The sequence below is a fragment of the Streptomyces murinus genome (genome assembly GCF_002154555.1).
Taxonomy (GTDB): Bacteria; Actinomycetota; Actinomycetes; order Streptomycetales; family Streptomycetaceae; genus Streptomyces; species Streptomyces murinus.
Genome location: NZ_MUNF01000080.1, coordinates 1 through 23,921 on the forward strand (window position 1 = coordinate 1; position 23,921 = coordinate 23,921).

The window sequence follows — 23,921 nt, forward strand, 5'->3', positions numbered from 1 at the left end:
AGCGTGGTCTTGCCCGCGCCCAGTTCCCCGGACAGCATCACCAGGTCCCCGGCGCGCAGCAGCTTGGCGAGGCGCCGGCCCAGCTCGCGCATCTGCTCGGGCGAGGTGATCGTCAGCCGGGTCCCGGCCCGGTCGTGCTCAGCGGGGTCGTACGGTGCTGCTGCTGGACGTTCCATAGGAACTTACGGTAGCCGCTGCGGGCACCGCTCCCGCGCGGGTGAGCAGATCGGCGAGGCGGTCTATGACCACCTCCGGATGCTCCAGCATCACCAGATGCCCGGCGTCCGGCACCAGCACCAGCTCGGCGTTGGGCAGCTCGTCGGCTATGGCCTCGCTGTGCCCGCTCGGCGTCACCAGGTCCTGCACCCCCGCGAGCACCAGCACCGGCATCTGCCGGAAGCGGGCCAGCGCCCCCGTCTTGTCGTGGTCGGTGAAGGCCGGATAGAACTCGGCGACCACATCGATCGGCGTGGACTCGATCATCCGCTCGGCGAACCGCTCCACCGCCGGGTCGATGTCCCGCCCGGCGAACGAGTACCGCTTGATGATCCCGGCGAACAGCTCCGCCGTCGCCCGGCGTCCCTTCTCCACCAGCTCCGCCTGCTGCCCGAGCGCCCTGAGCACCCCCGGCAGGATCCGGCGTATCGCATTGACGCCGGCCACCGGCAGCCCGAAGTTCACCTCGCCGAGCCGCCCCGAGGACGTGCCCACGAACGCGGTGGCGACCACCCGCTCCGCGATCAGCTCCGGATACTGCGCGGCGAGCGCCATCACGGTCATCCCGCCCATCGAGTGGCCGACCAGCACGAGCGGCCCCTCGGGCGCGGCGGCGTCGATGACCGCCTTCAGATCGCGGCCGAGCTGATCGATGGTCAGCGGCTCCCGGTCCCGGCTCTGGGCCACGCCCCGCCCGGAGCGGCCGTGGCTGCGCTGGTCCCAGTGCACGGTGCGCACGACCCCGCGCAGGGCCGCCCGCTGGAAGTGCCAGGAGTCCTGGTTGAGGCAGTAGCCGTGGCAGAAGACGACGGTGACCGGGGCGGGCGCCTTGCGGCCGAAGAGCCAGAGCCGGCGCGCGGAGGGCGTCCCGCCCGGGTCCGGCGCCACCTCGTCGACCTCGTAGTACAGCTCGGTGCCGTCATCGGCGTACGCCTTGCCCGGGGTGCCGCGCAGGGTGCCGTAGGGCCCCGCGGAGTCCAGGGCGAGACGTGCCTTGCGGCGCACCGCGCGGCCCACCGTCATCCGCTCGACGGCGACCCCGGCCGCCGCGCCCGCGGCGAGGACGCCTATCGCGGCACCGGCGATGCCGGTCGCCCGGCGCCAGCTCCCGGCCGCCGAGGCGACGGCGTCCGTCATCGCGTCCGCCCTGCTGTCGCTCATGTGCCGCTCCTCCTCGCCGTCGTACCGACCCACCGAACCGACCCACCGAACCGACTCACCGAACCGATTCGCCGTACCGATGTTCGCCGAGACAGGTGCGACCGGGCGTGGGGATGTGACCGTTGTTACACGTGATGTGGGGCAGCCGGTCGCGGTCTTCCTCGGACGGGTTATCCGCGCACGTCCTCGTTGACGTCATCGACATAGACGCGCGGCACCCGGGTTCCGATGCGCGTGACGATCTCGTACACGATCGTGCCGCAGGCCGTCGCCCAGTCCTCGGCGGTGGGCTCGCCCCGGTCGCCGGGGCCGAAGAGCACGGCCTCGGTGCCGACCGGCGGTTCGTCGCCGCCGAGGTCCACCACGAACTGGTCCATGGCGACCCGCCCGGCGGCCGTCCGCCACTTGCCGTCGACCAGCACGGGCCCGGCGCCGGAGGCGTGCCGCGGGACGCCGTCGCCGTAACCGAGCGGGACGAGGCCGAGGGTGGTGTCGCCGGGGGTGACGTAGTGGTGGCCGTAGCTGACCCCGTGTCCGCCCGGCACCCGCTTGACCAGGGCCAGCGAGGCGCTGAGCGTCATCACCGGGCGCAGTCCGAAGTCCGCCGGGGTGCCGACCTCGGGGCTGGGCGAGAGGCCGTACATGGCGATACCGGGACGGACCAGGTCGAAATGGGTCTCCGGAAGGGTGAGCGTGGCGGGCGAGTTGGCGATGTGCCGCACCTCGGGGCGCACCCCCTGCTCCTCGGCGTACGCCACCATCTCCCGGAAGCGGGTGAGCTGGGCGTCGATGGAGGGGTGGCCCGGTTCGTCGGCGCAGGCGAAGTGCGACCACAGTCCGGTGACCCGGACCAGCCCCTCGGCCTCGGCCCGCAGCGCGGCGCCGACCAGTTCCGCCCAGTCGGCCCCGGGCTGGCAGCCGTTGCGCCCGAGCCCGGTGTCGGCCTTGAGCTGGACGCGCGCGGTCCGTCCGGCGGCGCGGGCGGCCTCGGTGACCTCCCGCAGCGCCCACATCCCGCTGAGGGACATGTCGATGTCGGCCTCGATCGCCTGCCGCCAGGGCCCGCCGGGCACCCACAGCCAGCACAGGACACGCTGGGTCAGCCCGGCCGCGCGCAGCGCGAGGGCCTCCTCGGGCAGCGCGGTGCCGATCCAGGTGGCCCCGGCCTCGACGGCCGCGCGGGCGCAGGGCACCGCGCCGTGGCCGTATCCGTCGGCCTTGACGACGGCCATCACGGCCGCGTCCCCCACCCGGGCACGCAGGGTCCGCACATTGGCGCGCAGCGCGCCCAGATCGATCTCGGCACGGGCGCGCGGGGGGACGGTCGGCACAGTCGCAGTCTCAGTCATGGCGCCCCCAGTCTCTCAGAGCGCGCGCCCGGCCCCCGGCGGCGGTGCGGGTACGGCCACCGCGCGGGCGCAGCGGGCGGTACGGGTACGGCAGTTGACCGGCGCCGGTTTCCGCGACGCCCCCGCCCCCGCCGCCTGAGTCCCGCGCGCCCCGCGGCCTCGGTCCCGCACGCCCAGCCGCCTCGGTCCCGCACGCGCCGCCGCCTCAGTCCCGCACGTCCCGCCACGCCTCCGGCACGCACTCCGCCACGTCATGCGCACCGGCCGGCGCGCCCTGCGCCGCGAACCGGCCCGCCAGGCCGTGCAGATACGCGGCGACGCTGCCCGCGTCCAGGGCGGACAGGCCCGCGGCGAGCAGCGAGCCGCCGAGGCCGGAGAGCACATCGCCGCTGCCCGCGGTGGCCAGCCAGGGGGTACCGGTGGCGTTCACCCGGACCGCGCCGCCCGCCGCGTCCGCGACCAGCGTGGTCGAACCCTTCAGCAGCACCGTCGCCCGGTACACCGCCGCCAGTTCGCGCACCGCGGCCAGCCGGGCGCCCTCGACCTCCTCGCGCGCCACCCCGAGCAGGGCCGCGGCCTCGCCTGCGTGCGGTGTCATCAGGGTGGGCGCGCCACGCCCTCGTACGGCGTCCCGGTCCGCGAGCCGCAGCCCGTCCGCGTCCAGCAGCACCGGCACCTCGGCGGCCAGCACCTCGGCGACGGTCGCGGCGTCGTCGCCCGCGCCGGGACCGGTGACCCAGGCCTGCACCCGGCCCGCCTTGGCCGGGCCCCGGTCGGAGACCAGGGTCTCGGGGAAGCGGGCGATGACCGCCTCCGCGGCCGGGCCGACGTAGCGCACCGCCCCCGCGCCGCCGCGCAGCGCCCCGGAGACGGCGAGCACCGCGGCGCCCGGGTAGCGCCCGGAGCCGGCCGCGACGCCGACCACGCCCCGCCGGTACTTGTCGCTCTCGGCGGCCGGACGCGGCAGCAGGCTTGCCACGTCCGCGTGTTGCAGCGCCTCCAGTTCGGGCTCGGCGGGCAGTTCCAGGCCGATGTCGACCAGCCGTACGACCCCGGCGTACTCCCGCGCCGGGTCCACCAGCAGTCCGGGCTTGTACGTGCCGAAGGTGACGGTGAGGTCCGCCCGTACGGCCGCGCCCCGCACCTGACCGCTGTCCGCCTCGACCCCGCTGGGCAGGTCCACCGCGACCACCGCGGCCCGGGTCCGCAGCGCGGCCTCCACCAGCCGCTCGGCGTCGGGCCGCAGCCCGCCCTTGCCGCCGATCCCGACGATGCCGTCCACCACGAGGTCGGCCCGCCCGATCGCGTCGCCGGCCGCCCCGGGCACGACGCTCACGCCCCCGGCCCGCCGCAGCGCGGCCAGCCCCTGGGCGTGCGCCCGCTCGGGCGACAGGAGGACGGCCGTCACTCCGGCCCCCCGTCGCGCCAGCCGGGCACCGGCGTACAGGGCGTCGCCGCCGTTGTCGCCGCTGCCGATCAGCAGGACCACCCGGCTGCCGTACACCCGGCCCAGCAGTTCGGCGCAGGCGGCGCTCAGTCCGGCGGCCGCCCGCTGCATCAGCGCCCCCTCGGGCAGCCGCGCCATCAGGGCCCGCTCGGCCGCCCGCACCGTCTCCACGCTGTACGCACTCCGCATGGCACCGAGTCTGCCCCGTAACCCCCACCGCCCACACCCGGGCCCGGCCGACCGGCCCCGGACGTCCGCGCCGGAGCCGGTCAGCCCTCGGCGACCACCACGGCCGAGGCGATGCCCGCGTCATGGCTGAGGGAGATGTGCCAGGACCGCACCCCGAGCTCGGCGGCGCGCGCGGCGACCGTGCCCCGCACCCGCAGCCGCGGCCGCCCGTTGTCCTCGACGTACACCTCGGCGTCCGTCCACAGCAGCCCCGGCGGCGCCCCGAGCGCCTTGGCCAGCGCCTCCTTGGCCGCGAACCGGGCCGCCAGCGAGGCGATACCGCGCCGCTCGCCGCTGGGCAGCAGCAACTCCGCGGCCACGAACAGCCGGTCGGCCAGCTGCGGGGTCCGCTCCAGGGACGCCCGGAAGCGGTCGATCTCCGCCACGTCGATCCCGACTCCGATGATGCTCATGGGCAGCACCCTAGGCGGGCGGCGTCCCGCGCATCCCCTCTACGCTTCCGGCATGACGAGCACCACGCCCCAACAGGGCTATCTCACCGACCTGTTCTCGCTGGACGGCCGTGTCGCCGTGGTGACCGGGGGCAGTTCCGGCATCGGCCGGGCCGTCGCCGGGGCGCTGGCGCGGGCCGGGGCGAGCGTGGTGGTCGTGGCCCGGGGCGAGGAGCAAAGGACCGCCGCCGTCGAGGAGTTGACGGCGGACGGCTGCCGGGCGGCCGGGGTCGCCGGGGACCTCGGCAGCCGGGCGGGCGTCCGGGCGGCGGCCGAGGCGGCGGCGGAGGTGTTCGGGGAGCCGGACATCCTGGTGAACTCGGCCGGGATCAATCTGCGGCCCCCGATGGACGAGCTGACCGAGGACGTCTGGGACGCCACCATGGCCGTGAACCTGGAGGCGCCCTTCCTGCTGGGGCAGCGGTTCGGGCCCGGCATGGCCGAGCGCGGCTTCGGGCGGATCATCCACATCAGCTCCCAGCAGGCGCACCGGGCCTTCGTGAGCAGCGGCGCGTACGGCGTCTCCAAGGGCGCGCTGGAGTCGCTCGCCCGCTCGCAGGCGGAGGCGTGGTCGCCGTACGGGGTCACCTGCAACACCCTGGTGCCGGGCTTTGTGATGACCCCGCTCAACGCGCGGCTGTCCACCGACCCCGAGAAGGTCGCGGCGCTGGCCGCGCGCACCATGACCGGACGCAACGGCCTCGCCGGGGACTTCGCGGGCGCCGCCGTCTTCCTCGCGAGCCGCGCCTCCGCCTACGTCACGGGCCAGTCGATCCACGTCGACGGAGGCTTCTCGGTGCACTAGAAGCGGCTCACTCCACGGTCACCGACTTGGCCAGGTTCCGTGGCTGGTCCACCTCGTTGCCCCGGGCCGCGGCCAGCTCGCAGGCGAAGACCTGGAGCGGCACCGTGGCCACCACCGGCTGGAGCAGGGTCGGCGTGGCCGGGATGCGGATCAGGTGGTCGGCGTACGGGACGACCGCCTCGTCGCCCTCCTCCGCGATCACGATGGTGCGTGCCCCGCGCGCCCGGATCTCCTGGATGTTGGAGACGATCTTGTCGTGCAGCAGGGAGCGGTTGCGCGGCGACGGTACGACGACCACCACCGGCATGTCCTCCTCGACCAGCGCGATCGGCCCGTGCTTCAGCTCGCCCGCCGCGAAGCCCTCGGCGTGCATATAGGCGAGTTCCTTGAGCTTGAGTGCGCCTTCGAGGGCGACCGGGTAGCCGACGTGCCGGCCCAGGAAGAGCACGGTGTCCTTGCCGGCCAGGGTGCGCGCCAGCGCCCGTACCGGCTCCATGGTCTCCAGGACCCGCTCGACCTCCTCGGAGATCTTGGACAGGTCCTTGATCACCGCCTGGATCTCGTCGCCCCACTTGGTGCCGCGCACCTGGCACAGGTACAGGGCGACCAGGTAGCAGGCGACCAGCTGGGTCAGGAACGCCTTGGTGGAGGCGACCGCGACCTCGGGCCCGGCGTGCGTGTAGAGCACCGCGTCCGACTCGCGCGGGATCGTGGAGCCGTTGGTGTTGCAGATGGCCAGCACCTTGGAGCCCTGCTCACGGGCGTGCCGCAGCGCCATCAGGGTGTCCATGGTCTCGCCCGACTGGGAGATCGCGATCACCAGGGAGCGGCCGCCGAGGATCGGGTCCCGGTAGCGGAACTCGCTGGCCAGTTCGACCTCGCAGGGAATCCGCGTCCAGTGCTCGATGGCGTACTTGGCGATCAGCCCGGCGTGGAAGGCCGTACCGCAGGCCACGATCACGACCTTGTCGATCTGGCGCAGATCGGCGGGGGTGATCCGCAGCTCGTCCAGGGTGAGCGAGCCGGACGGGTCGATCCGGCCGAGCAGGGTGTCGGCGACCGCCTTGGGCTGCTCGGCGATCTCCTTGAGCATGAAGGAGGCGTAGCCGTCCTTCTCGGCGGCCGAGGCGTCCCAGTCCACGTGGTAGGAGTGCACCTCGGCGGGCAGCCCGTCGAAGCCGGTCACGGTCACCCCGTCGCGGCGCAGCTCCACCACCTGGTCCTGGCCCAGTTCGATCGCCGAGCGGGTGTGCGCGATGAACGCGGCGACATCGGAGGCGAGGAACGCCTCGCCCTCGCCGACGCCGACCACCAGCGGGGAGTTGCGGCGCGCGCCGACCACCACGTCCGGGGCGTCCGCGTGCACCGCGACCAGCGTGAACGCGCCCTCCAGACGCCGGCACACCAGCCGCATCGCCTCCGCGAGGTCGCCGGCCACCGAGTACTCCTCGGCCAGCAGATGCGCGACGACCTCGGTGTCCGTCTCGGAGTTCAGCTCATGGCCGCGTTCGGCGAGTTCGGCACGCAGCAGCGCGAAGTTCTCGATGATGCCGTTGTGGACGACGGCGACCCGGCCCGCGTTGTCCAGATGCGGGTGCGCGTTGTCGTCGGTGGGGCCGCCGTGGGTGGCCCAGCGGGTGTGTCCGATGCCCGTCGAACCGGCCGGCAGCGGCCGTTCGACCAGTTCCTTCTCCAGGTTGACCAGTTTCCCGGCCTTCTTCGCGGCGGCCAGACCGCCGTCCGCCAGCAGGGCGACGCCCGCCGAGTCGTATCCCCGGTACTCCAGTCGCTTCAGCCCGGCCATCACGACATCGAGCGCCGACTGCGACCCTACGTATCCCACGATTCCGCACATGAGCCGCAGCCTACGGGCCGATCGGCCGTCAAAAGTGGCGCCGCGTGCCCGATTTCGGAAATCCTGGGCCCGTTCAGAGCACATCCGCGGCCTGTTCATGGCGCATCCGGGTCATCCGCACAACCGTGCGACCGGGTCGGAGGTCTACCGGCTGAACGCCGTAAGCGAACACCGGGAGACACACAGGTGAAGCGTAGACATCGCACCGTCCTGGCCACGGCCGTCGCCGCGACGCTGGCCGGGGGTCTGACCGTAGGGCTGACCGCGCCCGCCACCGCGGCCGGCTCGGGCGCGACGGCCGGCTCGGGCGCGGTGGCCGCGAAGCGGCCCCTGACCGACTTCAACGGCGACGGGTACGGCGACTTCGCCGTCACCGCCCCGGCCGCCCGGCTGAACGGCAAGTGGCGGGTGGGCGCGGTCACCGTCCTCTACGGCTCCGCCCGGGGCGCCTCGGCGGACCGGCGCACCACCATCACCCAGGACGCCTCCTGGGTGCCGGGCGCGGCCGAGAACGGCGATCTGTTCGGCGCCGCCACCACCGCGGGCGACTTCGACCACGACGGCTACACCGACCTCGCCGTCGGCACCCCGCTGGAGGACGTCGGCACGGACGTCAACGGCGGCCTGGTGCAGATCATGTGGGGCTCCCCGAAGGGCCTGACCTCCGCCACCACGATCCCCGACCCGGCCCCGGCCGCCCACGACCGCTTCGGCGCCTCGCTCGCGGCCGGCGACTTCGACGGCGACGGTCGCACCGACCTGGCCGTCGGCACCAACGGCTCCGCCCTCTACACCTTCCGCAAGGGCATCTCCCGCGGCGGCAGGGCCGGCGCCCTCGCCACCCGCACCCTGCCGCTGCGCGCCGCGCCGGAGGCCGGGATCATCAACCTCACCGCAGGGGACGTCACCGGCGACGGCCGCGCGGACCTGATGGTCAACGGTCTGAACCCGACCAAGGGCGCCGACGGCACGTACTACAACGTCAACTATTTCGTGCCGGGCACCGCCACCGGCCCCTCCGCCACCAGCGCCAAGAAGATGCCCGGCGGGGTCGCCGGCGCCATCGGCGACCTCGACGGCGACGGCCGCGGCGACATCGTCACCGGCGTCTACTGGGGCAGGAACAGCGCGAACGGCCCGATCGGCGGCAAGGTCGTCGTCACCTACGGCTCCGCCTCGGGCCCCTCCAGCCGCGTCCAGACCATCACCCAGGAGTCCGGCACCGTCCCCGGCGACTCCGAGAGCTGGGACAAGTTCGGCCAGTCGGTCGCCCTCGGCGACATCAACGGCGACGGCCTGCTCGACCTGGCCATCGGCGCCCCGCAGGAGAACATGCGGCTGTGGGGGCACATGTACTACAACATGGGCACCGTCACCGTGCTGTACGGCTCGAAGTCGGGCGTCGACACCAGCGCCGCGCCGCAGTACTTCTACCAGGGCAACCACGACGTCCCCGGCGACCCGAACGGCAACTTCGGTACGGCCGTGCTGCTCACCGACCTCGACCACGACGGCGGCGCCGACCTGATCGCCGGCACCCCGTGGGCGGACAACGGCGACGGCACCGTCACCGTGCTGCCCTCCGGCATCGCGGCGGACGGCACGCGCCGGATCGGCACCGCGGGGGCCCGGCTGTTCAAGCCCGGGCAGGTCGGGATGGAGATCCTCAACGCCATCCCGCAGTTCGGCAGCGTTCTCCAGAACTCCCGTCAGGTGTCCCTGATCAACACCTGATCCACCCCTGACCGGCGCCCGGGGCACCGGCCGGTACGGGGGCGGGGGCGGGGGCGTGACGCACACCACTGTCGGCGTGACGTACCCCACCCCGCCACCCCGTTCAAACTCCGTTAACAATGGAATGTGATCTCACCGGTCCCCTCGATGCCCCGGAGCGCCCACCGGCACAGGCCGGAGGCGACTCCCTACGTCGACCTCACCCGAGCCGAGTGGAGCGCGCTGCGCGACAAGACGCCGCTGCCGCTCACCGCCGAGGAGGTGGAGAAGCTGCGCGGTCTGGGCGATGTGATCGACCTGGACGAGGTGCGCGACATCTACCTCCCGCTGTCGCGCCTGCTGAACCTCTACGTCGGCGCGACCGACGGCCTGCGCGGCGCGCTGAACACGTTTCTCGGTGAGCAGGGCTCCCAGTCCGGCACGCCGTTCGTGATAGGCGTCGCCGGCTCGGTCGCCGTCGGCAAGTCCACCGTCGCCCGTCTCCTCCAGGCCCTGCTGTCCCGCTGGCCCGAGCATCCGCACGTGGAGCTGGTCACCACCGACGGCTTCCTGCTGCCGACCAAGGAGCTGGAGGCCCGCGGCCTGATGTCCCGCAAGGGCTTCCCCGAGTCCTACGACCGCCGCGCGCTGACCCGTTTCGTCGCCGACATCAAGGCCGGCAAGAGCGAGGTGACGGCCCCCGTCTACTCGCACCTCATCTACGACATCGTCCCGGAGCAGAAGCTCACGGTCCGCCGCCCCGACGTCCTGATCGTGGAGGGCCTGAACGTCCTCCAGCCCGCCCTGCCCGGCAAGGACGGCCGCACCCGCGTGGGCCTCGCCGACTACTTCGACTTCAGCGTGTACGTCGACGCGAGCGGCGAGGACATCGAGCGCTGGTACCTCAACCGCTTCCGCAAACTGCGCCAGACGGCCTTCCAGGACCCGGACTCGTACTTCCGCAAGTACACCCAGGTCTCCGAGGACGAGGCCCTGGACTACGCCCGCACCCTGTGGCGCACGATCAACAAACCCAACCTGACCGAGAACATCGCCCCCACCAGGGGCCGCGCCACCCTGATCGTCCGCAAGGGCCCCGACCACAAGGTCCAGCGCCTGCGCCTGCGCAAGCTGTAGCGCGGAGCGCACCTGCTACAAAGGCGCCATGCTGCATCTGCGCCTGATCACCCCGGCCGAACAGACCGACGAGGTGGTGCGGTTGATCGAGGACACGGTCGGCACCACCCACCTCGCGGTGATACCGGGGGCCGCCCGGGAGCCGGCCGGTGACCTGGTGATGTGCGATGTCGCGCGCGAGGCGGGCGACACGCTCATCGCCGGGCTCCGGCGCCTGGGCCTGGACGACACCGGCTCCATCGCCGTGGAGAACATCGACCTGTCGCTGTCCCGGCGCGCCGACAAGGCGGAGGAGGACGCCCCGGGCGAGGGCGCGGACGCGGTGCTGTGGGAGGGCCTGACCGAGGCCACCCACGAGGAGTCGACCCTGTCGGTCACCTACGTCGCCTTCATCACGCTGGCCACGATGATCGCGGCCTGCGGTGTGGTGCTGGACAACGCCGTCCTGATCGTCGGCGCGATGGCCGTGGGCCCGGAGTTCGGCCCCCTGGCCGGTATCTGCACGGCCACGGTCCGGCGCCGTCCACACCTGGCGCTGCGCTCGCTGACCGCGCTGCTCGTGGGCTTCGCCGCGGCGATGGCGGTGACGGTCGGCTTCAGCCTGTTCATGGACGCCGTCGGCCTGTTCCACCGCTCCGCCCTGGAGGGCAGGCGCCCCAACACCGCGTTCGTCTACGCCCCCGACGCCTTCTCGTTCATCGTGGCGCTCCTGGCGGGCGTGGCCGGCACCCTCTCCCTGACCTCCGCCAAGTCCGGTGCCCTGGTGGGCGTCGCCATCTCGGTCACCACGGTCCCGGCCGCCGCCAACGCGGCCGTCGCCCTGGCCTACGGCGACATGAGCCAGACCCTGGGCTCGACCGACCAACTGCTGCTGAACCTGCTGGGCATCATCCTGGCGGGCACACTCACGCTGCTGACCCAGCAACTTCTCTGGAACCGCCGGCAGCAACGCCCCTAGGGGGCGCGGGGCTGTGCGTATCCGCGGCTCCGCCCCGTAGGCGCGACAGGCCGCGAACCACCCGCGGCCCGCGACGCGCAGTCCCGCCCTCCCCGAACCCGGAACTATCCGAGCGCGGACTTCACCGCGTCCGCGAGCCGCCCGGCGACCGCCCGCGCCTGCTCGATGTCCGCCGCCTCGACCATCACCCGCACCAGCGGCTCCGTACCCGACGGCCGCAGCAACACCCGCCCCGTGGCCCCGAGTTCCCGCTCGGCCTCGGAGACCGCCGCGGCCAGGTCGGCGGAGGTGCGCACCCGCGACTTGTCCACGTCCGGCACATTGATCAGCACCTGCGGCAACCGCTCCATCACGGACGCCAGTTCACGCAGGCTACGACCGCTCTGCGCCACCCGCGCCGCCAGCAGCAGCCCCGTCAGCGTCCCGTCGCCCGTCGTCGCGTGGTCCAGGACGATCACATGCCCGGACTGCTCACCGCCGAGCGCGTACCCGTGCTGCTTCATCTCCTCCAGCACATACCGGTCGCCGACCGCGGTCTGCACCAGCTGGATCCCGGCCTTCTCCATCGCCAGCTTGAAGCCGAGGTTGGACATCACGGTCGCCACCACGGTGTCGGCCCGCAGCGCGGAGCGCTCCCGCATCGCCAGCGCCAGCACCGCGAGGATCTGGTCGCCGTCGACCTCCTCGCCGGTGTGGTCCACCGCGAGGCACCGGTCGGCGTCACCGTCGTGCGCGATACCGAGATCCGCGCCGTGCTCGATCACCGCGGCCTTGAGCAGCCCGAGATGGGTCGAGCCGCAGCCGTCGTTGATGTTGAGTCCGTCCGGCTCCGCGCCGATCGTGACGACCTGGGCACCGGCCCGGGTGAACGCCTCCGGCGAGACCCCCGCGGCCGCGCCGTGCGCCTCGTCCAGGACGATCTTCAGCCCGTCGAGCCGGTTGGGCAGCACCGACAGCAGATGGCCGACGTACTGCTCGAAACCCTCGTCGTACGGCCGCAGCCGCCCCACCCCGGCGCCCGTCGGCCGCTGCCAGGGCTCACCGTGCCGGTGGGACTCGTAGACCGCCTCGATCCGGTCCTCCAGCTCGTCGGCGAGCTTGTGACCGCCGCGCGCGAAGAACTTGATGCCGTTGTCCGGCATGGCGTTGTGGCTGGCGGAGAGCATCACACCGAGGTCGGCGCCGAGCGCGCCGGTGAGATGGGCCACCGCCGGCGTCGGCAGCACGCCGACCATCAGGACGTCCACGCCCGCGCTCGCCAGGCCCGCGGCCACCGCGGCCTCCAGGAACTCCCCGGACGCACGCGGGTCCCGACCGACCACGGCCTTCGGCCGGTGGCCGGCGAAGGTACCCGCCTCGGCCAGCACATGCGCCGCGGCCACGGAGAGGCCGAGGGCCATCTCCGCGGTCAGATCCGCGTTGGCGACACCGCGCACGCCGTCCGTGCCGAAGAGTCGTCCCACTTGTCCTCCTGAGGAAGCGTCGATGGCGTAAACGGACGGGCGCCGCAGCGATGGGGGGCGCCTCGCCATCCGATCACACAAGCCTTTGAGCGTCTTGTGTCGTTATACGCCCTTGGCTGGGATAAACGAACGCCCCGACGGCACATGTGGCGTGCCGCCGGGGCGTTCGGAGTACGAGCAGCAGCTCCCGCTGTTTAGCGCTTGCTGTACTGCGGAGCCTTGCGGGCCTTCTTCAGACCAGCCTTCTTCCGCTCGACCGCGCGGTCGTCGCGGCGCAGGAAGCCGGCCTTCTTCAGGGCACCACGGTTGTTGTCGACGTCCGCCTCGTTCAGCGCACGGGCGACACCGAGACGGAGCGCACCGGCCTGACCGGAGACGCCGCCACCCGCGATGCGGGCGATGACGTCGTAACGGCCCTCGAGCTCGAGCACCTTGAAGGGCTCGTTGACCTCCTGCTGGTGCACCTTGTTCGGGAAGTAGTCCTCGAGGGTGCGGCCGTTGATCTTCCACTTGCCGGTACCCGGGACGATCCGGACGCGGGCAATGGCGTTCTTGCGACGGCCCAGGCCGGCGGCCGGCTGGGGCTCGCCGAAGCGGGAGGCCATGGACTCCGAGGTGTACTCACCCTCGACGGGGACCTCGGACTCGGTGGTGTAGCTGTCGATGTCAAGCTCTTCGAGCGGCTGCTCGGCAGTGGTCTCGGCCACGATTCTCCTCAGATTCTCTTCAGCTTTGGGGGTGGCCGGAATTACTGCGCGACCTGGGTGATTTCGAACGGCACCGGCTGCTGGGCAGCGTGCGGGTGCTGGTCACCCTTGTAGACCTTCAGCTTCGAGAGCATCTGACGGCCCAGAGTGTTCTTGGGGAGCATGCCCTTGACGGCCTTCTCGACGGCCTTCTCGGGGTTGTTCGCCAGCAGGTCGTCGTAGCGGACCGCACGCAGACCACCCGGGTAGCCGGAGTGGCGGTACGCCATCTTCTGGGTCCGCTTGTTGCCGGACAGGTGCACCTTGTCGGCGTTGATGATGATGACGAAGTCACCGGTGTCGACGTGAGGCGCGTAGATCGCCTTGTGCTTGCCCCGGAGCAGGGACGCGGCAGTGGTGGCGAGACGACCCAGGACGACGTCCTGAGCGTCAATGACGTGCCACTGGCGCGTCACATCGCCGGGCTTGGGGCTGTACGTACGCACGGTTCGTAGCCTTCGCTTCGAGTGAATGGTCCTGAACAGGTCACCGAAACGATCACGACAGCCTCGACCGCACCGCGGTGACGCAAACCGCGTGCTGATCGCTGGTCATCGGCCCGGTGGACCGGTGTAAGGGCCCGTCCCGTGAGAATGAGCAAGCCAATACACAACGAAGAAGCAGGTTACCTGGCGGCCCCCGGACGGGTCAAAACGAGGCAGGCCGCCCGGCGGGCCGCCGCTCGGTACGCGCCGTGATCCCCCGCGTCTAAGATGCGCCCCATGAGTAATGGGCAGGGGGGACCCCAGTCTCAGTGGGATCCCTGGAAACCGCAATCACAGCAGCCCCAGCAGCAGCCTCAGCAGCCCTGGAGCGGCGGCGGCGACGAGGGAACACCCGACTGGGCCGCGCTCGCGGAGGCCTCGGAGAACCGCGGCAAGCGGCGCAAGCTGCTGTTCATCGCCGGCGGCGCGCTCGCCACGGTCGCCATCGGCGCCGCGGTCGCCCTCGCCGTCGTCTCCGCGAACGGCCACAGCGACGCCTCCGGGCACCCCACCAAGGCGCCCAGCGCCTCGCTGCCCCACGGCTCCCCCACCGCGCCGTCCTTCGCGCCCACCAGCGCACCGCCGCCGCTGGACCCGAAGGTCTTCATATCCAGCGCCAAGAAGGACACCGCGCCCCTGAGCCCCGCCACCCTGTTCCCGGACGCCCGGCTCACCATGGGCAGCACGGTGTACAAGAAGGGCGCCACCGGCGACACCACCAGCTGCGCGGCGGCCGCCGGCGGCTCGCTGCCCAAGATCCTCGCCGCCGACGGCTGCACCCGGGTGATGCGCGCCACGTACACCAACGGCGACATCGCGGTCACCGTCGGCGTCGCCCTGTTCGACACCGAGGCCCAGGCCACGAAGGCCCGGCAGCAGACGGACGACCACAGCATCGTGCGCGCGCTGCCCGGCAAGGGCGTCGCCGCCTTCTGCGACGGCGCGACCTGCCGCTCGACCCGCAACGCCTACGGCCGCTACGCCTACTTCACCCTCGCCGGCTTCACCAGCGGCAAGAACGTCACCACCAAGGACACCGCGGTCTTCCGCGCCGGTGACGATGTGGCGGAGTTCACCTTCCAGCAGATCCACCGCCGCGGCCAGGCCCAGGCGTCGGCGGCGGCGAACCGCTAGCTCAGCAGCACCCCGCCGACGGCAGCGAGCGCTTGTTGCGGGCCTCCTTGTTACGGGCGGCCAGCAGCTCGTCGGCGGGGTAGCCGACCTCTTCGAGGGTCAGCCCGTGCGGTCGTACGACATGGACGGCGGAGTCGCGCACCCCGGCGGCCAGCACCTTCCCGGGCCACTCGGGGCCCCGGTGCCCGTCGCCGACGAACAGCAGCGCGCCGATCAGCGAGCGGACCATGTTGTGGCAGAACGCGTCCGCCCGGACCGTCGCCGTGATCACCCCGTCCGCGCCCCGCACCAGGCTCAGGTCCTGGAGCGTGCGGATGGTGGTCGCGCCCTCCCGCTTCTTGCAGTACGCCGCGAAGTCGTGCTCGCCGAGCAGCGCCCGGGCGGCCTCGTTCATGGCGTCCACGTCGAGCGGCCAGTCGTGCCAGAGCACATGGCCGCGCAGCAGCGGGTCCACGCCCCCGGGGTTGTCGGTGACCCGGTACGCGTACCGCCGCCAGATCGCCGAGAACCGGGCGTTGAACCCCTCCGGCGCCTCGGTCAGCCGCCAGATCCGCACATCCTTGGAGAGCCGTCCGGCGAGCCGCTTGAGCAGCTTCTCGCGGTGCTCCGCCCACAGCTCGGCCGGCAGATCGACGTGCGCCACCTGCCCGCGCGCGTGCACCCCGGCATCGGTGCGCCCGGCCACCGTCAGCTCGTACGTCTCCTTGGACCGCGTCACCGTGCGCAGCGCGTCCTCGATCTCCCCCTGCACGGTCCGCTTCCCGCCGGCCTGCTTGGCCCAGCCATGGAAATCGGCGCCGTCGTAGGAGAGATCGAGGCGGATACGTACATGCCCGGGCAGCGCTTCGTCACTCACACACAGATCCTCTCAGGTACCAAAAAAGCGGGCCCGCCCCTTGGAAGGGAACGGACCCGCGAACGCGCCCCCCGAAGGGGCGCGGGGAACTGCGCGACCAGCCACGACAAGCGCCGCAGCCGCCGACGCACAGTCCCCCGGCAGAACGCTTACGCGTCCTTCGACTCCTCGGCGGCGGCCTCGGTGGCGGGGGCCTCGTCGGCCTCCTTGACCGCGCGCTTCGTCGCGGCCTCGGCCTCGCCGACAGCCTTCTGCTGCACCGTCAGCGCCTCGACCAGCTCGATGACAGCCATGGGCGCGTTGTCGCCACGACGGTTACCGATCTTGGTGATGCGGGTGTAGCCACCGGGACGGTTCTCGTACCGCGGGCCGATCTCGGTGAAGAGCGTGTGCACGATGCTCTTGTCCGTGATGACCTGGAGCACCTGACGGCGGTTGTGAAGGTCGCCCTTCTTCGCCTTGGTGACCAGACGCTCGGCGTACGGGCGCAGGCGGCGGGCCTTCGCCTCGGTGGTGGTGATGCGGCCGTGCTCGAAGAGACTCTTCGCGAGGTTCGCGAGGAGCAGCTTCTCGTGCGCGGCGCTGCCGCCCAGACGGGCACCCTTGGTGGGCTTCGGCATAGTTCTTCTCCTGTGTGTCTGCCCCGGCCGTGTCAGGTACCGGGGTCAGTATCCGAGCAGACGGTTGTCTGTCGGAGACCCGTGCCCCGAAGGGGCGCGGGGAACTGCGCGACCAGCCGCAGCCGGCCGGCAGACGAAATCGAACCCTGGGGCCCGAGTTCTCAGTACTGCTCGGTCTCGACGAAACCGGCGTCCGCGTCGTCGTCCGCGCCAAAGGCGTCCGCGGCGGCCGTCGGGTCGAATCCGGGCGGGCTGTCCTTGAGCGCCAGGCCCATGCCGGCCAGCTTCGCCTTGACCTCGTCGATGGACTTCGCACCGAAGTTGCGGATGTCCAGCAGGTCCGCCTCGGAACGCGCCACGAGCTCACCCACGGAGTGGATGCCCTCGCGCTTGAGGCAGTTGTACGACCGAACGGTGAGCTCGAGCTCCTCGATCGGCAGCGCCAGATCCGCGGCGAGCGCGGCGTCCGTCGGGGACGGACCCATGTCGATGCCCTCGGCGTCGATGTTCAGCTCGCGCGCGAGACCGAACAGCTCGACCAGGGTCTTACCGGCGGAGGCCATGGCGTCACGCGGACGCATCGCCTGCTTGGTCTCGACATCCACGATCAGCTTGTCGAAGTCGGTGCGCTGCTCGACACGCGTGGCCTCGACCTTGTACGTGACCTTGAGAACCGGCGAGTAGATGGAGTCGACCGGGATACGGCCGATCTCCTGGCCCACCTGCTTGTTCTGCACCGCGGAGACGTAGCCGCGACCGCGCTCGACGGTCAGCTCCATCTCCAGCTTGCCCTTGCCGTTGAGCGTGGCGAGGACGAGGTCGGGGTTGTGCACCTCGACACCGGCCGGGGGCGCGATGTCGGCGGCGGTCACCAGACCCGGGCCCTGCTTGCGCAGGTACATCACGACCGGCTCGTCGTGCTCCGAGGAGACGACCAGCTGCTTGATGTTGAGGATCAGGTCGGTGACGTCCTCCTTGACGCCCGGCACGGTGGTGAACTCGTGCAGGACGCCGTCGATCCGGATGCTGGTGACGGCGGCACCGGGGATCGAGGACAGGAGGGTACGGCGGAGGGAGTTGCCGAGGGTGTAGCCGAAGCCCGGCTCCAGCGGCTCGATCACGAACCGGGAGCGGAACTCGTCGACGACCTCTTCGGTCAACGAAGGACGCTGAGCGATCAGCATGGTGGAGATCCTTCAGTCAGGGGCGCCCGCTATTTGACGCCCGACTCAGTACTGCAAGGGTACGGGCGGTACGGCTTCCTCACAGAGGCCGTACCGCCCGAAACCGCAAAAAACCAGCGGAGCGCTGCGCGTCAGACGCGGCGGCGCTTCGGCGGGCGGCAGCCGTTGTGCGGGGTCGGGGTGACGTCCTGGATGGAGCCGACCTCAAGACCCGTGGCCTGCAGGGAGCGGATCGCGGTCTCACGACCGGAACCCGGGCCCTTGACGAACACGTCGACCTTGCGCATGCCGTGCTCCTGGGCGCGGCGGGCAGCCGACTCGGCGGCCATCTGCGCGGCGAACGGCGTGGACTTCCGGGAGCCCTTGAAGCCGACGTGGCCGGCGGACGCCCAGGAGATCACGTTGCCCGAGGGGTCCGTGATCGAGACGATCGTGTTGTTGAACGTGCTCTTGATGTGCGCGTGGCCGTGAGCGACGTTCTTCTTTTCCTTGCGGCGCACCTTCTTGGCAGCGCCCTGACGACCCTTGGGGGGCATCTACAAACTCCTAGAGGGAGGTGGTCGGTCCTACAGCGAAGACCGTGGAATGTGGTCCGCTGCGGACTACTTCTTGCCCGGCTTCTTCTTGCCGGCGATGGCGCGACGCGGGCCCTTGCGGGTGCGGGCGTTGGTGCTGGTGCGCTGACCGCGGACGGGCAGACCGCGACGGTGACGGAGACCCTGGTAGCAACCGATCTCGACCTTGCGGCGGATGTCGGCCTGGATCTCGCGACGGAGGTCACCCTCGGTCTTGATGTTGCTGTCGACGTACTCGCGGATCGCGACCAGCTGCTCTTCGCTCAGGTCACGAACACGGGTGTTCGGGTCGACGCCGGTCGCAGCCAGCGTCTCCTTCGAGAGGGTCCGGCCAATGCCGAACACGTAGGTGAGGGCGACCTCCACGCGCTTTTCGCGCGGGATGTCAACACCGGAAACGCGTGCCATTCAATGGCTCCTGGTGAATCTTCGGAGGTCTTCCGCAGAACCGGCTCCCGGCCGCCGTACCAGGTACGAACCGGGTCCCCGGCCTCCGAGCCGGGGGTGTCGAGCCCATCGGCTCGGGATCTGCGTATGAACAATTCAGCTCGCGTCGCGCGAAGACTCTGCGATAGAGGTGCAGAGAGGGTGGTCGTGCGTCAGCCCTGGCGCTGCTTGTGGCGCGGGTTCTCGCAAATGACCATGACCCGACCGTGACGGCGGATCACCCTGCACTTGTCGCAGATCTTCTTGACGCTCGGCTTGACCTTCATGGGGTGAGGTTCTCCGGGTCAGTGCCATCGCACCGGGCGGGCCCGGGGCGCGGGCAAGATCTACTTGTACCGGTAGACGATCCGGCCACGCGTCAGGTCGTACGGAGACAGCTCCACCACGACCCGGTCGTCAGGGAGGATGCGGATGTAGTGCATACGCATCTTGCCGCTGATGTGTGCCAGGACCTGGTGGCCGTTCTGGAGCTCGACCCTGAACATGGCGTTCGGCAGAGACTCGACGACAGTGCCCTCGATCTCGATGGCACCTTGCTTCTTGGCCACGCTTCGCCCTTCGAATCGACTACCTTGATCGACTCCCCTGCTTTCCCTTACGGGCGCATGCGGACATGCGGGTGCACGAGAGCCGACGAGTCAGTCTACGTCGGAGGAACCCGAAACGCGAATCGAGGGATTCTTCCCCACAAGGGCGACCACTATGCGAGCTCTGTTCACTACGCGAGGGGGTCGGGGGCCGTCGTGATGCCGAACTCCGCCAGCTTCGCCTTGCCGCCGTCGACCGCGGTGAGCACCAGCGGGCCCTCCTCCGTCAGCGCGACGGAGTGCTCCCAGTGGGAGGACCAGGTGCCGTCGGTCGTGATGACCGTCCAGTCGTCCTCCAGGACCTCGGTGCGCGGGGTGCCGAGGGAGACCATGGGCTCGATGGCCAGGCAGAAGCCGGGGACCAGCTTCGGGCCCTTGCCCCGGCGCCGCTCGACGTAGTTCAGCAGATGCGGGTCCATGTGCATCTCGGTGCCGATGCCGTGGCCACCGTAGTCCTCGATGATCCCGTACCGGCCGCCGCCCGGCTTCGGCTGGCGGCGGATGTACGTCTCGATGGCCCGGGAGATGTCGACCAGCCGGTTGCCCAGCTTCATCGCGGCGATGCCGGCCCACATCGAGCCCTCGGTCACCCGGGACAGCTCGACCAGCTCGGGGGCGTGACCGGAGCCGACGAAGGCGGTGTACGCCGCGTCGCCGTGCCAGCCGTCCACGATCGCGCCGCAGTCGATGGAGATGATGTCGCCGTCCTTGAGGACGACGTCCTCGGACGGGATGCCGTGCACGACCACATCGTTCACGGACGTGCAGATGGTCGCGGGGAAGCCGCCGTACCCCAGGAAGTTCGACTTGGCGCCGTGCTCGGCGAGCACCTTGCGCGCGACCTCGTCCAGGTCCTTCGTGGAGGCGCCGGGCACCGCGGCCTGACGGGTGGCCGCGTGGATCGCGGCGACGACCAGGCCCGCCGCACGCATCTTGGCGATCTGCTCGGGCGTCTTGATCTGCACCATGGGGGGCCTGCGCTCTCCGTCACTCACGTCGGCTGGGTGTACCTGTACAACACTACGGCCGCGGCGCCCCCGGAAGGGCACCGCGGCCGGAAGGCGGCCGGACTCAGTGGTTCTCGGCCTGCTCGCTCTTCAGCGCCTCCAGCGCGCGCTCGGTGACCTCGTTCACCGGGCCCATCGCGGAGATCGTGCGGACCAGGCCCTGCGACTTGTAGTAGTCGATGATGGGCTCGGTCTGCGTGTGGTAGACCTCCAGGCGGGTGCGCACCGTGTCCTCGGAGTCGTCCGCGCGCTGGTACAGCTCGGCGCCGCAGATGTCGCAGACACCTTCCTGCTTCGGCCGGTTGTACTCCACATGGAAGACGTGCGAGGAGTCCTTGCGGCAGATCCGGCGGCCGGCGATGCGCTTGACCACCTCGTCCTCGGGGGCCTCCAGGTCCAGCACCGCGTCCAGGGTCATCTTCTCGGTGCGCAGCAGTTCGTCCAGCGCCTCGGCCTGTGCGACGTTCCGCGGGAAGCCGTCCAGCAGAAAGCCGTTCACGGCGTCCGGCTGCTCCATGCGGTCCTTGGCCATGGCGATGGTGACCTCGTCGGGCACGAGATTGCCGGCGTCCATATAGGACTTCGCGAGCTTGCCCAGCTCGGTCTGCCGACTGATGTTGGCCCGGAACAGGTCACCCGTGGAGATGTGCGGGATGTCCAGATCCTTGGCGAGCTGGACGGCCTGCGTTCCCTTACCGGCGCCCGGCGGCCCGACGAGGACGATACGCATCAGCGGAGGAACCCTTCGTAATTGCGCTGCTGGAGCTGGCTCTCGATCTGCTTCACCGTCTCGAGACCGACACCCACGATGATGAGGATGCTGGTGCCGCCGAAGGGGAAGTTCTGGCTTGCTCCGAAGCCGACCAACGCCATTGTCGGTACGAGAGCGATCAGACCCAGATACAGCGAACCCGGCCAGGTGATCCGGTTGAGCACGTACGACAGGTACTCAGCGGTCGGTCGGCCAGCCCGGATGCCCGGGATGAAGCCACCATACTTCTTCATGTTGTCGGCGACTTCTTCGGGGTTGAAGGAGATCGCCACGTAGAAGAACGCGAAGAAAACGATGAGCAAGAAGTACGCGGTGATGTAAACCGGGTGGTCACCCTTGGTGAGGTTCGTCTGCACCCACTGCTTCCAGCCCGAGTTGCCGCCCGCGAACTGGGCGACCAGGGCCGGGATGTACAGCAGGGACGAGGCGAAGATGACCGGGATCACACCCGCCTGGTTCACCTTGAGCGGGATGTACGTGGACGTACCGCCGTAGGACCGGCGGCCGATCATCCGCTTCGCGTACTGGACCGGGATGCGGCGCTGGGCCTGCTCGACGAAGACCACGAGCGCGACCATGACCAGGCCGACCAGGATCACGGTGCCGAACTCGATCCAGCCGCCGGCCAGGGTGCCCTGCTTCTTGATGGCCCACAGCGCGGACGGGAACGTGGCGGCGATCGAGATGAACATCAGGATCGACATGCCGTTGCCGATGCCGCGGTCGGTGATCAGCTCGCCGAGCCACATCACCACCGTGGTGCCGGCGGTCATGCAGATGACCATGGTGATGGTCGTGAAGATCGCCTGGTCCGGAACGATGCTGGTGGCCACCGAGCAGCCACTGAAGAGCGCGCCGCTGCGGGCGGTGGCGACGAGGCCGGTGCCCTGGAGGATCGCGAGGGCGAGGGTGAGGTATCGGGTGTACTGCGTGATCTTCGTGGTGCCGGCCTGGCCCTCCTTCTTGAGGGCTTCCAGGCGCGGGATGACCACGGTCAGCAGCTGAAGAATGATGCTGGCCGTGATGTACGGCATGATGCCGAGCGCGAAGACCGTGATCTGCAGCAGCGCACCGCCGCTGAACATGTTCACGAGGCCGAACAGGCCCTGGTTGGCCCCGGCCTCGCTCACGCACTGCTGGACGGCCTTGTAGTTGACGCCGGGGATCGGAATGTGGGTACCCACGCGGTAGGCCACGATGATGCCCAGCGTGAAGAGCAGCTTCTTGCGCAGGTCGGGCGTCTTGAACGCCCGGGCGAACGCGGTGAGCACGGTGCCTCCTGCGACCCCCGCGCAACTGCGTCAAGGGTGACGGTCTGAGGTTCGACGAATACGAGTGAGAACAGTGTTGGCCACCTTACCGGCGACCATGCCCCCCTTGGAACGACCAACCGGGGATACCTCATTGTGAGGTACCCCCGGTCGGGATCGTTTACGTCATCGAGGCGTCGTCCGAAGGACTCAGACGAGCTCGGTGACCGTACCGCCGGCGGCGGTGATCTTCTCCTTGGCGGAGCCGGAGACGGCGTCGACCGTCACCTGCAGCGCCACGGAGATCTCGCCCTGGCCAAGGACCTTGACGAGGCTGTTCTTGCGAACGGCGCCCTTGTCGACGAGGTCCTGGACGGTGACCTCTCCACCCTGCGGGTAGAGCGCGGCCAGCTTGTCCAGGTTCACGACCTGGTACTCGGTCTTGAACGGGTTCTTGAAGCCCTTGAGCTTCGGGAGACGCATGTGGAGGGGCATCTGGCCACCCTCGAAGCGCTCCGGAACCTGGTAACGGGCCTTGGTGCCCTTGGTACCACGACCGGCCGTCTTACCCTTCGACGCCTCACCACGACCGACACGGGTCTTCGCGGTCTTGGCGCCCGGGGCGGGACGGAGGTTGTGGATCTTGAGCGGGTTCTGCTCCGCCATGATCAGTCGACCTCCTCGACCGTCACGAGGTGGCGGACGGTGTGCACCATGCCGCGGAACTCGGGGCGGTCCTCCTTGACGACCTGCGTGTTGATGCCCTTGAGACCAAGGGAACGCAGGGTGTCACGGTGGTTCTGCTTGCTGCCGATGTAGGACTTGACCTGCGTGATCTTGAGCTGAGCCATCACGCACCCGCCCCGGCACGCGCACGCAGCAGGGCAGCGGGAGCGACGTCCTCGAGAGGCAGACCGCGGCGGGCCGCGACCTCCTCCGGACGCTGCAGACCCTTGAGGGCCGCCACCGTGGCGTGCACGATGTTGATCGCGTTGTCGGAGCCGAGCGACTTCGACAGGATGTCGTGGATACCGGCGCACTCGAGCACGGCGCGCACCGGACCACCGGCGATAACACCGGTACCCGGGGACGCGGGCTTGAGCAGCACGACGCCGGCAGCCTTCTCACCCTGGATCGGGTGCGGGATGGTGCCCTGGATACGGGGGACCTTGAAGAAGTGCTTCTTGGCCTCCTCAACACCCTTGGCGATGGCGGCCGGCACCTCCTTGGCCTTGCCGTAACCGACACCGACGGTGCCGTCACCATCGCCCACCACGACCAGCGCGGTGAAGCTGAAGCGACGACCACCCTTCACTACCTTGGCGACACGGTTGATCGCGACGACGCGCTCGACGTACGCGGTCTTCTCGGCGGCAGCAGCGCCGCCGTCACGGCCCTTCCGGTCCCGCCGCTCGCCGCCACCGGCACCGCCTCCGCGGCGCTGGGGTCCAGCCATTGGATTACCTCTCTCTTT

General features: G+C 70.5%; 28 protein-coding genes. 6 read left to right on the forward strand and 22 right to left on the reverse strand.

Going from position 1 to position 23,921, the window contains the following annotated elements; translation table 11 throughout:
• The 3 genes from CCN72_RS06300 to alr form a co-directional block, all read right to left on the reverse strand.
• Positions 1 to 176: tRNA (adenosine(37)-N6)-threonylcarbamoyltransferase complex ATPase subunit type 1 TsaE (locus CCN72_RS06300; RefSeq protein ID WP_143664053.1), on the reverse strand; the 176-nt coding region annotated here is incomplete at its 3' end.
• Positions 139 to 1,377 carry an alpha/beta fold hydrolase gene (locus CCN72_RS06305; protein ID WP_086806668.1) on the reverse strand — a complete coding sequence of 413 codons (1,239 nt, stop codon included), beginning with the start codon at positions 1,375 to 1,377 and terminating at the stop codon, positions 139 to 141. The genes CCN72_RS06305 and CCN72_RS06300, both read right to left, overlap by 38 nt.
• Before the next feature lie 170 nt (positions 1,378 to 1,547).
• Positions 1,548 to 2,726, reverse strand: a complete 1,179-nt coding sequence (gene alr / locus CCN72_RS06310) for an alanine racemase (protein ID WP_086806669.1) — start codon at positions 2,724 to 2,726, stop codon at positions 1,548 to 1,550.
• Between alr and CCN72_RS38900 the strand changes: the two genes are divergently transcribed.
• Entirely contained in the window at positions 2,725 to 2,865 is a 141-nt protein-coding gene (locus tag CCN72_RS38900; RefSeq protein ID WP_158101327.1) for a hypothetical protein, read from the forward strand. The genes alr and CCN72_RS38900 overlap by 2 nt on opposite strands.
• Positions 2,866 to 2,931: 66 nt before the next feature.
• Here the strand turns inward: CCN72_RS38900 and CCN72_RS06315 are convergent, their stop codons facing one another.
• Positions 2,932 to 4,362 carry an NAD(P)H-hydrate dehydratase gene (locus CCN72_RS06315; protein WP_208637930.1) on the reverse strand — a complete coding sequence of 477 codons (1,431 nt, stop codon included), beginning with the start codon at positions 4,360 to 4,362 and terminating at the stop codon, positions 2,932 to 2,934.
• A gap of 80 nt (positions 4,363 to 4,442) precedes the next feature.
• Complete coding sequence (locus CCN72_RS06320; protein ID WP_085566132.1) at positions 4,443 to 4,814, reverse strand: holo-ACP synthase; 372 nt, start codon at positions 4,812 to 4,814, stop codon at positions 4,443 to 4,445.
• 52 nt (positions 4,815 to 4,866) lie between these two features.
• Between CCN72_RS06320 and CCN72_RS06325 the strand changes: the two genes are divergently transcribed.
• Positions 4,867 to 5,658, forward strand: coding sequence for an SDR family NAD(P)-dependent oxidoreductase (locus tag CCN72_RS06325; protein ID WP_086806689.1), 792 nt, complete (start codon positions 4,867 to 4,869; stop codon positions 5,656 to 5,658).
• Positions 5,659 to 5,665: 7 nt separating this feature from the next.
• On the opposite strand, the gene glmS is transcribed toward CCN72_RS06325, so the two are convergent.
• On the reverse strand, positions 5,666 to 7,513 hold the full coding sequence (glmS, locus tag CCN72_RS06330) for a glutamine--fructose-6-phosphate transaminase (isomerizing) (RefSeq protein WP_086806671.1): 1,848 nt from the start codon (positions 7,511 to 7,513) through the stop codon (positions 5,666 to 5,668).
• A gap of 186 nt (positions 7,514 to 7,699) precedes the next feature.
• On the opposite strand from glmS, the gene CCN72_RS06335 reads away from it, so the two are divergent.
• From CCN72_RS06335 to CCN72_RS06345, 3 genes are all read left to right on the forward strand, one after another.
• Entirely contained in the window at positions 7,700 to 9,247 is a 1,548-nt protein-coding gene (locus CCN72_RS06335; RefSeq protein WP_158101328.1) for an FG-GAP-like repeat-containing protein, read from the forward strand.
• A 147-nt stretch (positions 9,248 to 9,394) separates the two neighbouring features.
• Positions 9,395 to 10,363 carry a type I pantothenate kinase gene (gene coaA / locus CCN72_RS06340; protein ID WP_085566128.1) on the forward strand — a complete coding sequence of 323 codons (969 nt, stop codon included), beginning with the start codon at positions 9,395 to 9,397 and terminating at the stop codon, positions 10,361 to 10,363.
• A gap of 28 nt (positions 10,364 to 10,391) precedes the next feature.
• Positions 10,392 to 11,321: a DUF389 domain-containing protein gene (locus tag CCN72_RS06345; RefSeq protein ID WP_086806674.1), complete on the forward strand. Its 930-nt coding sequence runs from the start codon at positions 10,392 to 10,394 to the stop codon at positions 11,319 to 11,321.
• A 104-nt stretch (positions 11,322 to 11,425) separates the two neighbouring features.
• Here CCN72_RS06345 and glmM read toward each other — a convergent pair whose 3' ends face one another.
• The 3 genes from glmM to rplM all read right to left on the reverse strand — a co-directional run bounded on the left by glmM (position 11,426) and on the right by rplM (position 13,976).
• Positions 11,426 to 12,784 carry a phosphoglucosamine mutase gene (gene glmM / locus CCN72_RS06350; RefSeq protein WP_086806675.1) on the reverse strand — a complete coding sequence of 453 codons (1,359 nt, stop codon included), beginning with the start codon at positions 12,782 to 12,784 and terminating at the stop codon, positions 11,426 to 11,428.
• A 194-nt stretch (positions 12,785 to 12,978) separates the two neighbouring features.
• Positions 12,979 to 13,491 carry a 30S ribosomal protein S9 gene (gene rpsI / locus CCN72_RS06355; RefSeq protein WP_010036632.1) on the reverse strand — a complete coding sequence of 171 codons (513 nt, stop codon included), beginning with the start codon at positions 13,489 to 13,491 and terminating at the stop codon, positions 12,979 to 12,981.
• A 41-nt stretch (positions 13,492 to 13,532) separates the two neighbouring features.
• On the reverse strand, positions 13,533 to 13,976 hold the full coding sequence (gene rplM, locus CCN72_RS06360; protein ID WP_037657589.1) for a 50S ribosomal protein L13: 444 nt from the start codon (positions 13,974 to 13,976) through the stop codon (positions 13,533 to 13,535).
• Between the two features lie 276 nt (positions 13,977 to 14,252).
• On the opposite strand from rplM, the gene CCN72_RS06365 reads away from it, so the two are divergent.
• Positions 14,253 to 15,149 (forward strand): hypothetical protein, encoded by an 897-nt coding sequence (locus tag CCN72_RS06365; RefSeq protein WP_086806676.1) that lies wholly within the window; start codon positions 14,253 to 14,255, stop codon positions 15,147 to 15,149.
• A gap of 1 nt (position 15,150) precedes the next feature.
• Here CCN72_RS06365 and truA read toward each other — a convergent pair whose 3' ends face one another.
• The 13 genes from truA to rpsE all read right to left on the reverse strand — a co-directional run bounded on the left by truA (position 15,151) and on the right by rpsE (position 23,903).
• On the reverse strand, positions 15,151 to 16,005 hold the full coding sequence (truA, locus tag CCN72_RS06370) for a tRNA pseudouridine(38-40) synthase TruA (RefSeq protein ID WP_086806677.1): 855 nt from the start codon (positions 16,003 to 16,005) through the stop codon (positions 15,151 to 15,153).
• A 149-nt stretch (positions 16,006 to 16,154) separates the two neighbouring features.
• Positions 16,155 to 16,625 carry a 50S ribosomal protein L17 gene (gene rplQ, locus CCN72_RS06375; RefSeq protein WP_046418053.1) on the reverse strand — a complete coding sequence of 157 codons (471 nt, stop codon included), beginning with the start codon at positions 16,623 to 16,625 and terminating at the stop codon, positions 16,155 to 16,157.
• A gap of 161 nt (positions 16,626 to 16,786) precedes the next feature.
• Positions 16,787 to 17,809 carry a DNA-directed RNA polymerase subunit alpha gene (locus tag CCN72_RS06380; protein WP_003966937.1) on the reverse strand — a complete coding sequence of 341 codons (1,023 nt, stop codon included), beginning with the start codon at positions 17,807 to 17,809 and terminating at the stop codon, positions 16,787 to 16,789.
• 131 nt (positions 17,810 to 17,940) lie between these two features.
• Positions 17,941 to 18,345 carry a 30S ribosomal protein S11 gene (gene rpsK, locus CCN72_RS06385; RefSeq protein ID WP_003956432.1) on the reverse strand — a complete coding sequence of 135 codons (405 nt, stop codon included), beginning with the start codon at positions 18,343 to 18,345 and terminating at the stop codon, positions 17,941 to 17,943.
• A 66-nt stretch (positions 18,346 to 18,411) separates the two neighbouring features.
• A complete protein-coding gene (gene rpsM, locus CCN72_RS06390; protein ID WP_037657579.1) occupies positions 18,412 to 18,792 on the reverse strand; it encodes a 30S ribosomal protein S13 in 381 nt (126 codons plus the stop codon).
• Between the two features lie 191 nt (positions 18,793 to 18,983).
• Complete coding sequence (gene rpmJ / locus CCN72_RS06395; RefSeq protein ID WP_003998809.1) at positions 18,984 to 19,097, reverse strand: 50S ribosomal protein L36; 114 nt, start codon at positions 19,095 to 19,097, stop codon at positions 18,984 to 18,986.
• Positions 19,098 to 19,157: 60 nt separating this feature from the next.
• The gene (infA, locus tag CCN72_RS06400) at positions 19,158 to 19,379 is read right to left on the reverse strand and encodes a translation initiation factor IF-1 (protein WP_004927214.1); all 222 of its coding nucleotides are present in this window, start codon (positions 19,377 to 19,379) and stop codon (positions 19,158 to 19,160) included.
• Between the two features lie 170 nt (positions 19,380 to 19,549).
• Positions 19,550 to 20,386, reverse strand: a complete 837-nt coding sequence (gene map, locus CCN72_RS06405; RefSeq protein WP_086806678.1) for a type I methionyl aminopeptidase — start codon at positions 20,384 to 20,386, stop codon at positions 19,550 to 19,552.
• A 103-nt stretch (positions 20,387 to 20,489) separates the two neighbouring features.
• On the reverse strand, positions 20,490 to 21,155 hold the full coding sequence (locus tag CCN72_RS06410; protein WP_086806679.1) for an adenylate kinase: 666 nt from the start codon (positions 21,153 to 21,155) through the stop codon (positions 20,490 to 20,492).
• A complete protein-coding gene (gene secY / locus CCN72_RS06415) occupies positions 21,155 to 22,468 on the reverse strand; it encodes a preprotein translocase subunit SecY (RefSeq protein ID WP_085566122.1) in 1,314 nt (437 codons plus the stop codon). The genes CCN72_RS06410 and secY overlap by 1 nt, the downstream gene beginning before the upstream one ends.
• 189 nt (positions 22,469 to 22,657) lie before the next feature.
• A complete protein-coding gene (gene rplO, locus CCN72_RS06420; protein WP_037657572.1) occupies positions 22,658 to 23,113 on the reverse strand; it encodes a 50S ribosomal protein L15 in 456 nt (151 codons plus the stop codon).
• Positions 23,114 to 23,115: 2 nt separating this feature from the next.
• Entirely contained in the window at positions 23,116 to 23,298 is a 183-nt protein-coding gene (gene rpmD / locus CCN72_RS06425) for a 50S ribosomal protein L30 (protein WP_003974250.1), read from the reverse strand.
• Positions 23,298 to 23,903, reverse strand: a complete 606-nt coding sequence (rpsE, locus tag CCN72_RS06430; RefSeq protein ID WP_007494753.1) for a 30S ribosomal protein S5 — start codon at positions 23,901 to 23,903, stop codon at positions 23,298 to 23,300. Before rpsE ends, rpmD begins: the two co-directional genes overlap by 1 nt.
• Between the last annotated feature and the right edge of the window lie 18 nt (positions 23,904 to 23,921).